Annotated in this window: 12 protein-coding genes; 7 read left to right on the top strand and 5 right to left on the bottom strand. The window is 61.5% G+C overall.

What is annotated here, in order from left to right; genetic code table 11:
• Positions 1 to 26 precede the first annotated feature (26 nt).
• The 3 genes from XM53_RS21170 to XM53_RS21160 all read right to left on the bottom strand — a co-directional run bounded on the left by XM53_RS21170 (position 27) and on the right by XM53_RS21160 (position 3,216).
• Positions 27 to 794 carry a CoA-transferase gene (locus tag XM53_RS21170; protein ID WP_027264349.1) on the bottom strand — a complete coding sequence of 256 codons (768 nt, stop codon included), beginning with the start codon at positions 792 to 794 and terminating at the stop codon, positions 27 to 29.
• Positions 791 to 1,744, bottom strand: a complete 954-nt coding sequence (locus XM53_RS21165; RefSeq protein WP_236544596.1) for a CoA transferase subunit A — start codon at positions 1,742 to 1,744, stop codon at positions 791 to 793. Before XM53_RS21165 ends, XM53_RS21170 begins: the two co-directional genes overlap by 4 nt.
• 131 nt (positions 1,745 to 1,875) lie before the next feature.
• Complete coding sequence (locus tag XM53_RS21160) at positions 1,876 to 3,216, bottom strand: hypothetical protein (RefSeq protein ID WP_236544595.1); 1,341 nt, start codon at positions 3,214 to 3,216, stop codon at positions 1,876 to 1,878.
• A gap of 575 nt (positions 3,217 to 3,791) precedes the next feature.
• Between XM53_RS21160 and XM53_RS21155 the strand changes: the two genes are divergently transcribed.
• The 3 genes from XM53_RS21155 to XM53_RS21145 are packed head-to-tail and all read left to right on the top strand — an operon-like array spanning position 3,792 to position 7,437.
• Positions 3,792 to 5,234, top strand: a complete 1,443-nt coding sequence (locus tag XM53_RS21155; protein WP_236544594.1) for an MmgE/PrpD family protein — start codon at positions 3,792 to 3,794, stop codon at positions 5,232 to 5,234.
• A complete protein-coding gene (locus XM53_RS21150; RefSeq protein ID WP_057796792.1) occupies positions 5,234 to 6,292 on the top strand; it encodes an acyl-CoA dehydrogenase family protein in 1,059 nt (352 codons plus the stop codon). The genes XM53_RS21155 and XM53_RS21150 overlap by 1 nt, the downstream gene beginning before the upstream one ends.
• Positions 6,289 to 7,437 carry an acyl-CoA dehydrogenase family protein gene (locus XM53_RS21145; protein WP_057796791.1) on the top strand — a complete coding sequence of 383 codons (1,149 nt, stop codon included), beginning with the start codon at positions 6,289 to 6,291 and terminating at the stop codon, positions 7,435 to 7,437. Before XM53_RS21150 ends, XM53_RS21145 begins: the two co-directional genes overlap by 4 nt.
• A 40-nt stretch (positions 7,438 to 7,477) precedes the next feature.
• Here XM53_RS21145 and XM53_RS21140 read toward each other — a convergent pair whose 3' ends face one another.
• A complete protein-coding gene (locus XM53_RS21140; RefSeq protein WP_082631170.1) occupies positions 7,478 to 8,296 on the bottom strand; it encodes an IclR family transcriptional regulator in 819 nt (272 codons plus the stop codon).
• Positions 8,297 to 8,330: 34 nt separating this feature from the next.
• Positions 8,331 to 8,813, bottom strand: coding sequence for a MaoC family dehydratase (locus XM53_RS21135; protein WP_057796790.1), 483 nt, complete (start codon positions 8,811 to 8,813; stop codon positions 8,331 to 8,333).
• Between the two features lie 320 nt (positions 8,814 to 9,133).
• Between XM53_RS21135 and XM53_RS21130 the strand changes: the two genes are divergently transcribed.
• The 4 genes from XM53_RS21130 (at position 9,134) to XM53_RS21115 (ending at position 14,719) form a co-directional block, all read left to right on the top strand.
• Positions 9,134 to 10,246: an acyl-CoA dehydrogenase family protein gene (locus XM53_RS21130; RefSeq protein WP_057796789.1), complete on the top strand. Its 1,113-nt coding sequence runs from the start codon at positions 9,134 to 9,136 to the stop codon at positions 10,244 to 10,246.
• 16 nt (positions 10,247 to 10,262) lie between these two features.
• Entirely contained in the window at positions 10,263 to 11,489 is a 1,227-nt protein-coding gene (locus tag XM53_RS21125; protein WP_057796788.1) for an acyl-CoA dehydrogenase family protein, read from the top strand.
• Between the two features lie 49 nt (positions 11,490 to 11,538).
• Positions 11,539 to 12,684, top strand: coding sequence for a TAXI family TRAP transporter solute-binding subunit (locus XM53_RS21120; protein ID WP_057796787.1), 1,146 nt, complete (start codon positions 11,539 to 11,541; stop codon positions 12,682 to 12,684).
• A gap of 67 nt (positions 12,685 to 12,751) precedes the next feature.
• Positions 12,752 to 14,719 (top strand): TRAP transporter permease, encoded by a 1,968-nt coding sequence (locus XM53_RS21115; protein ID WP_057796786.1) that lies wholly within the window; start codon positions 12,752 to 12,754, stop codon positions 14,717 to 14,719.

The raw sequence follows: 14,719 nt of genomic DNA, 5'->3' as shown, positions 1-14,719 counted from the left end.
CTTTAAAGTAACGTCAGCCCGGTCGCTTAAGCACGCAGGGCCCCCGATGTATCGATCCGCTCTCTCAGAACGCGCAATTCTTCCTCCGTTGGTGGCCGCGTTTGCGGCACCTCGCCTCTGATCGCCAGATCGAACCCCGTATGACGCTGGACCTCTTCGGGCGTATTTCCCGCATGCACCGATTTCAGTCGCATTCGCAGCGTCGTCTTGTCGAAATCCATAACCGCTCGCGGTGTCACCACCAGGCGCGGTCCTTCATTGACCAGCCCGGCGTCGCGTTTCGCGGCAGGCCCGGACAGATGTCCGGGTATTGTGATGAAATCGACCGTTTCCACAAAGTTTCGCGCCGTATGCACGGTGGGGCAAATGTAATACCGCGACGAGGTGTGGCAGTATGACAGGTTTGCTGCCCCCGGCCCGCGCATCTTTGGTGCGTGCAGCGTGCCGCCGACGTGGTGCAGGTTGATGTTGCCGTACACATCGTGCTGCAAGCCACTGTGAAAGAAAAAATCCAGCCCGTGATGGCTGTGGCCGAACAACTCGATAAAGGTCTCGGCGGCCTCGCAGCGGCCGAGCGCACGATCGTCCAGCATCGACGGATACAAACGCCCCGGCTCGGGGTTGAAGAACATCTCGCCGCCGACCGTCAGGTTCGGTGCATGCAGCTCGCGGGCTAGCGCAATGGCCGCCATCGGCACCAACGCGGCTGCACCCGCCGCACCCAGTTCTCCGTCGGCCAGATCGCGGGCCAACACGACGACCATCTGTTCAATTGGGGAAACCGCTGCACTCATTCGTTCCGTGCCTCGGCTTCGAGCACGGCGAAATACCCGGTTCCCCCGACCGCTTCGATGTAGTCGCTCTGGTTTTTCGGTCCGGTCACATGGCGGGCGATATAGGTGTCCAGCCCCGTGCTGTCGCCGGTCCGGGCGGCATCCCCCAGATCGGCGTAGGCATCAATATATTCCTCGTCCATCGCATAGTTGGGAAAGCTCGCGGTTGGGTGCGCGCCATAGGGCACCTCGACCACGGCATCGACATAATAAGACGGCACGGTAACCCGCGAGGGATCGTCCAGAACGACCTCGTCCGGCACGATCCGGTCCACGCTGGCAATGACCATGTCAGACGCGCGTGCCATCAGCTGATCGGCGTAGACCATCGTGCTGAGATGGCGCAGGTTTCCCCAGCGGTCGGCTTCCTGCGCGTGCAAGAACGTCACTCTGGGGCGGATCGGCCCGACGGCGTGAATACGGCGGCCGGAGAACGGGCAGTCGATTTCCCGCAAAAGCGGGTTGTGCTTCAGAACGTCCGATCCGCGCAGCGCGTCGATTGGCTGGAACGGCACGCCATGAGCCGACGCCATCAGCCCGCCCACCACGGTCAGCGCATCCAGCGCGTGCGCGGTCACCTGCCCTGCCTCGACCGCGCGGCGGAAATTCGGGCAAAGCCGGTTTTCCAGCGTAACGCCGGGAATAAAGACCTGTGCGACCGCGCCTGCCGCAATCATCAGGTCGACATCATACCCCGCGCCCGGCGAGGAATACAAATGCAGACCATCCGCGCCCGCGGCCAGCAACGCGCGCACCAGTGCGACAGGGCGGCTTTGCTTGAACAGACCACCGAGACAAAGCTCGGGGCGTTCTTCCAAAGCGCCTCGTGCCAGCCGGGCTGCGTCTTGCAGGCCTGTGACCTTGCTGCGACGTGCGGGTTTCGCTTGGCCTTCCATCGTTGGGCGTGCCACTCCGATAGTGATTGCGCTGACCCATCCTAGTTGACGCTATGGGGTCCATCACCTTCCGACTGGCGCAAAGCCTGATCGAACACATATGTGGAAATGCTTGCGCCCGGTTCCTGACAGGCAATTGAGACCGGTCAGAACCACCCTGCCGCGACACCGCCGCCAACGATGAGCGTGATGAGGAGGATGCTCGCAACACCGAAGATCCCGTTCCACCGCAAGCCGATGGTCAGCGGCCGCTCGCCCACGATGGAAGAGGCGTAGACCACGGCCGTGATGGCCGGCCCCATGCAGATGATGCTGCTCCAGCCACCAGCCAGCGCAAGGCCCAGAGCAAGCGGCGACAAACCTTCCACGCCGACGCGGTTGACCACCTCTGCCAGCAGGACCACCGAGATCATCGGATGCACGCCCAGCAGCCCCGTCAGGAACACCGTCATGATCAACAGCACAACAGTCGTGACCGGCCGCGCGGCCATCCAGCCCAAATGGTCGGCAATCCATTCGACCGGGGCGACCTCCAATGCGACAAGACCAATGAACCCCGCCGACGCGATGACGCTCATTTCGGTCGCGAAACCCGGTGCCTGGGTCACAAACCGGCGCGATATACCGGCAAGGCTGCCACTGCCGCTGCGCATAACCGACCAGAGCAGCGCATAGATCGGCACGATGGTGATCAGGACGGTCTGGAAACTGTACTGGGTCAACCGGTCCAGCGTGACCACGGCGGCGCCCAAAAAAAGCACATGCCCGGACACGATCAGGACGGCCCAGCGGCTCCAGTCCGGCAAGTCACCGGTCAGGGCCGGTGCCCGGCCGCGCGCCGAGGGCGGGCGCCACCATTCCACCGTGTCGAACAGCCATCCCAGAAGAAACAGAATCCCGGCCAGAGCAATCCCGTAAGGCGCCAGGGTCGTCCATTCGAGCCCCGGTATTGTGAGAATCATCAGATTGAGAGCGATTCCGAACGGCGTCCAGAAAGCGATCGAGGAAAACCCTCGCATGCAGGCGCTTACCATCCTGCGCTTGCGAGCCTGGAACACGAATTCGTCCATCTCGTGCCGATGCGCCGCCAGCCCTTTCATTATGATCTCCAGCATCACCCCAAGCCCGCCGAGATTCAGAAGCACCCCGAACAGATGCCCGCCCGCACCCAGAGAGGCGTAGCGACGGGTCGGCGGCTGCAGTGTCAGGAATTCACCGGCAACCTCGACGATCGGGTCTTGGGTGGCCGCGATGCGCAGGAAGGCGACAGCCGTGAGCAGCGCGGACAGGAACACGACACGCCCGGCCGCTTCGACAAAGATGCCGGCTCGGATCCCGTCTGCCAGCGCCAGAAGGGCAATCGCGAGGGAAAAGAAAAGCAGTACCCATCCGATGCGGGCGATATAGCGAGATGCAATAACGAGATAGAGTCCGAAGAACGGCACGGCTGCAATGGACGCAATGCTGGAGGAGAAAACGCCCTGCACGATGGCAGCGCCGAGACAAATCAGCAGACATAGGGCAGTAATGCGCGTGGCGGAAGGCTTCACGGATTTATTGGACAACAACTCGCCCCACCGTTCCGAAAGCGTCCCTCATGTCTGCGAGGCGACGGCAACTGAGTTCGCTCAAGGCAAGAACGCGGAGCAAATGCGAGGTCGACTATTGCACCCCTACAAGCTGTGACACGCAGGGCGTCGATCTCGTGAACACGGGAATGGCACGAAACAACTCTCGTCGGAGCCGACCGCATTTTTCTTTGGTCTTCGAGAATACATCGTCTGGCGAAAAATGACACGACGGCACCTCGAAATATCTCTTCGCAATCGCGCGCTTGTCCTCTGGACCTTATACGCCACCACCCTCAGCCAGATTTGCCATTCTTTCCGAAGCTTTACTGGTCAGGGTCAATTTCCGATTCAGCGCCGATACGGGTGGAAGTTCGACATCCAGAATGTCCAACTGCCGCAAGTATCACAATACGAAAATCCTGTTCCAACACATATGTGCGAAAGTGTAGCGCCGAGAGTTGATTGCGTCTTCCTTTATCAGGCAATGTGCAGTGAAGGACAATATGGTCAGCGATTTCACCACCCGTTTGTCGCGGTTCGTTGCCGCGCCGCACCGGCTGAGCGATGCGGACGCCGAGCAGGCCGCGCTTTGCGTTGAGGATACCATAGCCGCCATCTATGGCGGGTGGCATGAACCGGTGGTTCGCCGGCTGGCCGCGCTTGACGCGGGCGGACCGGCAGTCCCGGCAGGAGCTGCTGAAGGTGGCAGTCCCGAACAGGCCGCGTTCCTGAACGCGGTTGCCGGTCATGCGCTCGATTTCGACGATGTCCATACGGTCAGCGTCACCCATCCCAGTGTTGTAATCGTGCCGGCGCTGCTGGCCACCGCGGGTGTCCGGCCGGACACGGCCGGCCGCATTGCCCCCGCGCTTGCGGTCGGAACCGCCGTCAATGTCGCGCTCGGTCAGATCCTGGGTTTTGGCCACTACAACAAGGGCTGGCACGCAACGTCGACCATCGGGGTTCTGGCATCGGCGGCAGCGGTCGCGCATCAGCTTGGGCTCGACGACGACGCAGTCCGCAACGCCCTGTCCCTGGCCGCGTCGCTGGCCGGGGGAATGCAGATCAATTTCGGCGCCATGGCGAAACCGATCCAGGCCGGAAACGCCGCCCTTGTCGGATTGCGGGCCACCCGGATGGCCGAGGCCGGCATCACAGGCGCCCCGGACATCTTCGCGGCGCGCGGCTTCTTCGACCTTTATGCCGGCCCGGACGGGATTGCGGCCGACCCCGCAGCGGTGGAACCGCGGATCGATCTGGGCACGGTGTCCCGCAAGCTGTATCCCTGCTGCTACCTCACCCACAGGATGATCGCCGCCGGGCGGCACCTTCACGCCGAACGCGGCGGCGAGGCGGTGCCCGAAGGGTCGGTGATTGAAATGACAGTTCCCGAAAGCGTCATGGTCCCGTTGCATGTCACCGACCCCAAAGATGGAATGCAGGCCAAGTTCTGTGCCGCCTATACGCTCGCCGTGGCCCTGCAGCAGGGCCAGGTCGGGCTGGTGGATTTCGAAGGGGACAGCCCCCATCGCCCCGCGGTGCGCCGGCTTATGGACATGGTGCATATCCAAACCATGCCGGAAGCGGGGCGGGATCACGTTGGCGTGGACCATGGGACGGTCCATGTCCGCCTGCGCAAAGGGAACGTAACCCTGGCCGAAACCTCGGTCGCGGCGCACCCCGGCTCTCCCTCGGATCCGGCAACCCCTGCCGCGATCGGCGACAAAATCGCCGATTGCCTCGGAAAATATCGCAGGGACGGGGGCGCGGCGCCCTCTGCCAGTGCGTTCCGCCGGGATCTGCGCACGCGGCTGCATCTGCCGCCACTGCGAGAGGCGTCGGCCCCCGACGGGCAAAAAAACCATGCGCGGCAGGACAAGCCCGTGAAGGAAATGTCCAGCGCCGATCAAACACCGTCTGAAAGGACCGTCTGATGGAATCGATGATTCATGACATGGCAGAGCGACTGTTCCGCGACCATGTCACCCACCGCATGCGCGAAGACGCCGCCTCGGGACAATGCCCCGAGGCGCTCTGGACGCAGATCGAGGAGGCAGGGTTAACCATGGCGCTGGCGCCAGAGGACGCAGGCGGTTTCGGCGTGCCACCGGCCGAGGCGCTCGGTCTTGTGCGTATTGTCGGGGCGCATGGCCTGCCCTTGCCTCTGGCTGAAACCCTGATCGCAAACGCCGTTCTGGCGGCCGCGAATATGGCCCTTCCCGGTGGCAGGCTGACCATCGCCGAAGGCGAAGCGCTGCGGTTGGAACGGCGCGGCAAGAAGATCCATGCGAGCGGGCATCTGACACTGGTGCCCTTTGCCCGCTGGGCGAACCGGATCGTGACCATTGGCGTCCTGGACGGTGTCGATCACGTCCTGTCCCTGCCGGTGAAGGATCTGATCGTTGACCCGGCGCAGGATTTTGCCGGGATGCCGCGCGATGACATCGAACTCGATTATACCCTGACAGAGACCGATGTCACCCCCTTGCCACGACCCGTGGGAGGGATGCGCGGGCTCGGTGCACTTATCCGCAGTCTTGCCACCACCGGGGCGATGGAGACCATCCTGAAGATGAGCGTTCAATACGCCAACGACCGGGTGCAGTTCGGACGGCCAATCGGCAGGTTCCAGGCGATCCAGCACAATCTTGCGACAATGGCCGGAGAAACCGCAGCCTCGCGCACGGCCGCCGAGATGGCGGCCGGCAGCTATGACACACCGGCCTTTGCGCTGGCCGTTGCCGCCGCCAAGGCCCGCGCCGGAGAAGCGGCCGAGAAGGTCGGGGCCCTGGCCCACCAGATTCACGGGGCCATCGGTTATACCCAGGAACACGCGCTTCACCATTTCACCAAACGGATTTGGGGCTGGCGTGACGAGTTCGGCACCGAGCTTGACTGGACCAGGGAACTTGGGCGGGCCGCCCTGTCGAGCCCCCACGACACCTTCTGGCATTTCATCACAGACAGCGCTGCAAAAGGGACCCAGGCATGACCCTCACCGCTTTTTCTCCCCCCCCGCCCGGCGCCGACTATGACGACCTCCGGCAAGAGGTCCGCGCGTTCCTGGCCGACGAACTGGCCGATTTCCCGCCCATAAAACGCGCGCAGTCGTGGAATGGGTTCAGCCGTGATTTTTCACGAAAGCTGGCGCAGCGCGGCTGGGTTGGCATGACCTTCCCAAAGGAATACGGCGGCCACGCGCGCAGCGCGCTTGAGCGGTATGTCGTGTCCGAAGAGCTACTGGCCGCCGGTGCCCCGGTGATTTCGCACTGGATCGCAGATCGGCAGAGCGGTCCGCTCATACTTGCCAAGGGCACCGACGATCAGAAACGCCGGATCGTGCCGCGCATCGCCGCGGGCGAACTGTGTTTCTGCATCGGGATGAGCGAGCCGGATTCCGGCTCGGACCTGGCGGCGACGCGCACGATGGCCACCGAGGTCGACGGGGGGTTCCGGATCAACGGCACGAAGGTCTGGACGACCTATGCGCATGTCGCCGATTACATGATCCTGTTCTGCCGCACCGGCAAGAGCGACGACCGCCACGGCGGGATGAGCCAATTTCTGGTCGATCTCAAGGCCACCGACAACATTCAGATCACCCCGATCATCGATCTGGGCGGCGAGCATCATTTCAACCAGGTGGTATTCGACGATACCTTTTTGCGCTCCGATGCGCTGCTGGGCGAAAAGGGCGAGGGCTGGTCGCAGGTCATGAGCGAACTGGCGTTCGAGCGCAGCGGCCCCGAGCGGTTCCTGTCGTCGTTTGCCCTGATCGAGGAACTGATCCGTTTGCTACGCGAGGACGCAACCGAAGCGCAGCAGGCCGAGATTGGCCGTTTGTCCGCGCATCTGATGGTGCTGCGGCAGATGTCACGATCGGTGGCCGGAATGTTGAACGAAGGAGAGAGCCCGTCACTTCAGGCTGCCATTGTCAAGGATCTGGGAGCGCTTTTCGAACAGGACATTCCGCGCCTGGCCCGAAGTCTTGTGTCGCGCCCGGCGGTGCCTGGCGGGAGCGATAGCTATGCGGCTGTTCTGGCGTATACCGAACTCGCCGTTCCGTCGTTTTCGTTGCGCGGCGGCACACGCGAAATTCTTCGCGGTATCATTGCGCGGGGACTCGGACTGAGATGATCCCGCCTGCGGAATGACAACAACGGCGGGCGGCACACGTCTAGTGCCGGCCGGTTTCCTCAAACTCCGAACGATAGCCGAGTGCTCGGGAGAGCTGTTCAGCGGCCGTTTTGGCAGCGGCAACATATCGCTTCTTGTTACGCTTGGCGCGCTCCAGAGGAGCACCAATCACCAATGCTCCTGCCAAGTGTCCGTCGGCGCGAAAGACCGGAACCCCGAACCCCGCTGCATCTACATGCGCGGTTCCAGCTGTACTGGAATACCCGGTTTTGCGAATCTCCGAAATTAACCCGCGCAGTTCATTTTCATCGGTGATCGAATTAGGCGTCAGCGGCTTTAATTCAGTGCGCCGAAAATAATCGTCCAGTTCCTGCTGCGTGTCAAAGGCCAGCATGACCAGCCCCGATGCCGAACAGAACAATGGCCGGTTGATCCCCTGTTGGGCGACATACCGAACGGGCTGGGGGCTTTCGATGACCGACGAATAAATGACTTTCTCGCCGTCCCGGACAGCAAACAGGATGGTTTCACCGGTCTGGTTAACCACATCATTCATCACCCCGCGCAGGACCGATTCGAACGGGTGGTTGGTCAGAATTGACTGGGCGAACTGAAAAATCCTCGGACCCAGAAAGTAATTGTCTTCCTCGCGCATCAGATACCCCTTCTCGGTGAGGGGCCGAAGCAGCACCAGCAAACTGCTCTTGGGGCAATCAATCGCGATACTGAGTTCCGAAAGAGACATGTGACGTTTGCAGCGCGCCAAAAGATCGAACAACGCAAGGATACGCGTCAAGGACCGGGGCCCTTCCGATGTGCGCCCGGCGGCTTCGGCTGGGCCAGATTGCGCGGTTTTCATAGTCATGTCTCCAGTGCCGCTATCCGGAACAGGCCTATGCCTTTCCTGGCTCTTTATCCGTCGTGCGGGCCTTGATCATCCGCAACGGCGTATACTCCAATACCTGTTCTCCGGTTTGCTTGAACACCTTGTTTCGCGTCCGCACCAATCCGCGGTTCGGACGGCTCTTCGACCGGCGCGATTCTGTTACCTCGACCTCACAATGGATGGTGTCCCCGGCAAATGTGGGCCCCATGACCTTCAGTTCCATGTCCAGAAAGGCAAAGCCTGTATGTTGCATTGTGGATTGGGTCAAGAGCCCTTCCATGAAGGTATAGACCAGCGCACCGGGCGCGGCGAAACCGGGGATATTGGATTCCTTCTCCCGGAAGTCACGATTGATGAACAAGACCTCAAGCATGCCGGTGACGCTGACAAAATTCGTGATATCGGTTTCGGTCACGGTGCGCCCAATGGTCCGAAACCTGCGCCCCACAGGCAAATCTTCGTAACAAAACCCGAGTCCTACAGTTTCCATTCCGCAAAATTCCCTTGATCAGTTCCATTTTCTGAGAGGGTTCGGCCACATCTGTCCTGCGCCCGGAACACGCCCCGGTTCCTTCACGTTAGGCGGCAAGCTCCGCAGCAATCAATCGACTGCCTCGTTTTTGCGGCTTTCACGTCGATTGAGCACATTCTTGATGAATCGCATTCTTCGCTCCATTGGCCCCTTTTTCCACGCCACAGCACATATGTGGTTTTACGCGGCTGGTGCCGGATAGCGTTTGGGACATACCGAACGCGGGCCTTACCTTTTTGTGAACAGGCGCCAAATGCCATGACCCGAAGAGGACCAGCATGAATTTCGGCTTTTCCGACGAACACGATGCCATACGCGACACGCTGGCACGAATGCTGAGCGATCACGCCACTCTCGCGGTGGCACATGACTGTCTTGAGGCTGCCGACGGGTTCGATTCCGCAACCTGGACCGCCTTGGCGGACGGCGGATGGCTGGGCCTTGCAATTAGCGAAAACTACGGGGGGGCGGCGATGGGGGCGATCGAACTGGCCATTGTCGCCGAAGAGTTCGGCCGTAGCCTGGCCGCCATACCTTTTGGCCCAGTTCTTGGCTTGGCGATCCCCGCGATTCAGGACTTGGGCACGCAAAGCCAAAGGGAAAATCTGCTTCCCCGGATCGCCGAAGGCCGCATGATCGTTACCGCCGCGCTTGCCGAGGATGGAGGGTCTGCACCGGAACGGGTCTCGGCAAAAGTGCTGCAGGATCGCCTTTCGGGACGGAAATCGCCAGTTTCGTTCGCATCCGATGCGTCATTCGCGATCGTCGCCGCCCTGGACGAAGGTGGCACCGCGCGCCTTTATCTGGCGGATCTTTCGGACCCCTCGGTGTCGATCAGCGCGCTGGATGCGATCGACCGCACCCGTCCGACGTCCGAGATCGTCTTTCACGACACGCCGGTTGAACTGCTTCCCGGTTCCGATCCCGCAGCGATCCGGACTCTTTTGGACGGCGCCGCAGTGTTGGCCGCCTTCGAACAGATCGGCCTGGCCGAGCGGGCGCTTTTCCTGACCAGAGACTATGCCTGCGAGCGGCAGGCGTTCGGACGCCAGATCGGCAGTTTTCAGGCGGTCAAGCACCGGCTCGCGGACATGTTCGCCAAGATCGAGCTGGCACGGTCCAATGCTTTTTTCGGCGCCTGGGCGCTGGCGAGCGGGGATGAACGGCTGTCCGAAGCGGCGGCGGTAGCACGCCTCGCGGCTCTCGATGCAGTGCAATTCACCACTGAGGAATCGGTGCAGCTTCACGGTGGGATCGGGTTCACCTGGGCGGCCGACCCGCATTTGTTTCTGCGGCGAGGATGGCAGTTGAAGGCCGAACTCGGCCTGGCCGATTTGTGGCGCGAGCGGCTGCTTTGCAATCTGGCGGACGGCCAAAGGGCCGCGAACTGACAAGGACAAAGTGCAGATGGATTTCAGCGACAGCCCGGAAGAAGCCGCGTTCCGCGCCAAGGCGCGCGACTGGCTTGATGCCAGCGCGACCCGCCGCAATGGAAGCGAAAAGGCCCAGGACCATTTCATGGCCCGCGACGCCGACGAAGTTGCCCGTGCGCGCGACTGGCAGGCACGAAAGGCCGACGCAGGCTGGGCGGGGCTGACATGGCCCCGTGCTTTCGGTGGGCGTGACGCCACTCCGATCGAGCAAGTGATCTGGAATCAAGAGGAAGGGCGCTACGCCGTCCCGCCCAACGTCTTTCTGATCGGGATCGGGCTGGTTGGGCCTACGGTCATGATCCACGGCACCGAAGACCAGAAAACAAGATTCCTGCCCCGGGCTCTCACGGGCGAAGACATCTGGTGCCAACTTTTTTCCGAACCCGCCGCCGGGTCCGATTTGGCCGGTATCCGCACCCGTGCACGCCGCGAAGACGACGAATGGGTGATCTCCGGTCAGAAGGTTTGGACCTCGGGGGCGCATTATTCCACTCACGGCATCCTGCTGGCGCGCACCGATCCACAGGTGCCCAAGCACAAGGGAATGACCATGTTCCTTGTGGACATGTCCGACCCGGCCATCGAAACCCGTCCTATTCGCCAGATTTCGGGCAGCTCCAGTTTCAACGAAGTGTTCATCGACAACCTGCGCGTGCCAGACAGCGCCCGCTTGGGCGGTGTATCCGAAGGGTGGAAGGTGGCGCTGACCACACTCATGAACGAACGGTTCAGTATTTCCGTCGGCCGGGCCAGTGGCGGTGCGCGGGCCGAGGAATTGATTGATCTGGCTACCCGTGTCGAACGGAACGGTCGCCCGGCCATCGAGGACGACGAGGTGCGCGCGCGCATTGCCGATTTCATCGCGCGTCAACGCGGACTGGAATTCACCTCTTACCGGGTCATGACGTCGCTTTCGCGCGGCCAGGCACCGGGTGAAGAGGGCTCGATCGGCAAGCTGTTGCTGGGCAAGCTGCGGCAGGAAATGGGCGCTTTCGGGATGGATCTGGCGGGAACTTTGGCGGGCATATCAGCCAAGGTCGGGGATGACGTGGCGCGCTGGCGAAACGAATACCTGACCGCGCCGGGCAACCGGATCGCGGGGGGATCGGACGAGATCCAGCGCACGATCATTGGCGAACGCATTCTCGGGCTGCCGCCTGAAATACGCGTCGACAAGGATGTCGCGTTTTCAGAGCTTTGATCTGAATGGGCGCCATCCGGGACCAACGGCCAACAAGGAGGAGAATATCATGAAGTTCAAGATAACCGGGATCGCTGCCGCATGCCTGGCAATGGCCACCTCGGCTGGCGCGCAAGACATCGATCTGCCTGACGTGATCGCTTGGTCGGCCTATGACACGGGATCAGCCGGACATGCACATTCCATAGCCATCGGTAACATGATGCGCAGCAAATACGGATCGACGGTCCGCGTGCTTCCGGGGCGAAACGACGTCTCGCGGATGACCCCGCTCAAAAACGGGACGGTCGATTACTGCCTGTGCGGCATCGCCTCATATTTCGCCGCCGAAGGGGTTTTCCTTTTTGCTGCGCCTGAATGGGGGCCGCAGCCAATCCGGGCAGTTCTTCAGGCCGTCGGCGATTACGGACTGGGTGTCGCTGTCGCCGCCGATGCAGGCATCGAAACCATCGCGGATCTCAAGGGGAAACGGGTCGCTCGTGCCGTCAGTTCTCCCGCGATTGACAACAACATGGAGGGACTGCTGGCCTTTGGCGACCTGACATGGGACGACGTAGAAACCGTGGAGTTTTCGGGCTATGTGAACTCTCTCAAGGGTATTCTCGAAAATCGCGTGGATGCGGCGTTTGCCCTGACGACGACGACCGTGAACTATCAGATCGAATCGAGCCCGCGCGGTCTCAAATGGCTTGAAACACCCGCGGACCAAGACGAAGCGTGGCAGCGTTATACCAGCGTGACGCCCTTCGTGACACCGCACATGGTGTCGGTGGGACCCGCCATCGACCCTGACTCGCCTCTGCCCATGGCGCTGTATCCCTATCCGATTCTCGTCACTGAAACCGATCAGAATACCAGCGAGGTGCGCAACATCGTCGCCGCGCTTGACGCCGGGTTCGACGATTACAAGGATGCCGCCCCCGGTGCCAATGCATATGCGATCGACCGCCAGATCCTGTCTTGGGTGATGCCGTGGAGCGATGGCAGCGTTGCGTATTTCAAGGAAAAGGGCCTCTGGACCCCGGAGGCCCAGGCCAACCAAGACAAGTTGGTGGAACGGCAAGAGGTGCTCCTCCAAGCCTGGAACGCATTTGTCGACGGCGCTCCCGAGGGTGAAGAAGAATTTGCCGCTGCATGGATGGAAGCCCGTGCCGCCGCACTGGGAGAGGCCGGCCACGAAGTCTTCTTTCGCTGATGCGACACAGCGCGGCGTCCAGGGGCGCCGCGCTGGATGAAACGCAGCACAGAACGGGAATACGGGCATGGCACCAAAATCGCAGGACACGCCGGCGCAACCGACCGAAATGGGCACGCTGCCCGCCTTCGTTCGCTGGTTGCTCGTCGTCTCGGCAGTGCTGTTGACCGCGGCCTCGGTCAATCACCTCTTCAATCTGGGCTTCTTCATGAACGTCCGGTTGCTTGAAATTCACTACCTCTATGTGATGCTTCTGCTAACGCTGCCGCTGGTGTTTCTTGTCTTTCCCTGTTCAAAGTCAGATCCCTACGGATCGACGCGGTGGTGGGATTACTTTCTGGCCCTGCTGGCCCTGATCACCTGCGCCTTCTTTGCCTACTACGGGCGCAGCGTGGTGAACAAAGGGTGGGATTTCGCCGCTCCTCTTAATGCCGTGATCGCCAGCTTCGCCTTCTGGTTCCTGCTGCTCGTGGCCGCGCGCCGCACCGGCGGCTGGATGCTCTTCGCGGTAATTCTAATGTTTTCCATCTACCCCATGGTCGCCAGCTATGCGCCCGGCCCGATCCAGGGCTTCCAGCGCTCACCCGTCGAGACGGCGATTTTCCACGCGATGAGCGGCGAAAGTGTGCTGGGCATACCGATGCGCAGCTTTGTCAATCTTGTCGTGGGGTTCATGATCTTCGGGGTCGCGATGCAACATACCGGCGCAGGTCCGTTTTTTATCGACATCGCCTTTGCCGCGCTCGGACATGTCCGGGGCGGGCCGGCCAAGGTAGGAGTTCTGACCAGCGGGCTGACCGGTTCGATGAGCGGCAGCGTGATCACCAATGTGCTGACGACCGGATCAATTACCATTCCAGCGATGAAAAAGGTGGGGTTCAGGCCCACTTATGCGGCAGGGATCGAAGCGGCGGCGTCGACGGGGGCGGTGCTGATGCCCCCTATCATGGGCGCCACGGCCTTTGTCATGGCGACATTCCTGGCGACCGACTACACCAACATCGTTTTGGCGGCGGTGCTTCCTTCGCTGTTCTACTTTTTCGGCCTGTTCGCACAAATCGACGCATACTCGGCGCGCAACGGACTGAAAGGCGTTCCGCGCGCCGACCTTCCCAGGATCGGCAAGGTGCTGCGCGAAGGCTGGTACTTTCTCGCCGTCTTCGGGCTGCTGATCTGGATGCTGCTCTACCTCAAGCGCGAGGCGATCGCTCCATTCTATGCGACCGCGCTGCTTCTTGTCCTGAACCAGCTGCTCTCAAAATCACGCTGGGGGCGAAAAGAGCTGATGAACTTTCTGATAGCCACGGGACGTTTGTTCGTCGAACTGGTTGCCATTCTTGCGGCGGTTGGGCTGATCGTCGGCGGGCTGGCGGTGACCGGGATGTCCGGGACAATCTCGAACGATCTGCTGTTCATCGCGGGCGGCAACATCTTTCTGCTTCTGCTGCTCGGGGCATTGACCAGTTTCATTCTTGGAATGGGCATGACCGTGACCGCCGCCTATGTGATTCTCGCGGTGTCGCTGGCACCCGCCCTGGTCGCCGGCGGACTCGATCCGATCGGCGTCCATTTATTTATCCTTTACTGGAGCATGCTGAGCTATATCACCCCCCCCGTCGCGCTGGCGGCTTTCGCCGCGGCGGCCATCGCCCAGGCCAAACCCTTTGCGTCTGCCTTCGAAGCGATGAAGCTTGGAAGCATCGTCTATATAATTCCCTTCTTCTTCGTCCTTGATCCGGCGTTCATCCTGCAAGCCGGTCCACTCGAAAGCCTGCTTACGGTTCTGCGCGCCGGTCTCGGCATTCTGCTGATCTGCGCCGGTATTCAGGGGTATCTGTTTGGCGTCGGGCGGATCGAAACCGGGCTGCCAGGAACAATCGCCCGCGTCCTTCTTGGTATTGCCGGTCTGGCCTTCGCCTTTCCCTCGAACGCGGGTCTGGCGGTTCCGATCCTCGGCGCGGTGGGCGCAGGTGCCCCTATGGCGGCAGTGGCGGTCGCTTTGGTGATGGTCTCGGCCAAGCAGGAGAAAGCGTAA

Origin of the sequence: Roseovarius atlanticus (assembly GCF_001441615.1) — a bacterium.
GTDB classification, from domain to species: domain Bacteria; phylum Pseudomonadota; class Alphaproteobacteria; order Rhodobacterales; family Rhodobacteraceae; genus Roseovarius; species Roseovarius atlanticus.
The sequence above is the reverse complement of the archived record's forward strand: the minus strand, read 5'-3'. Positions and strand labels throughout refer to the sequence as shown.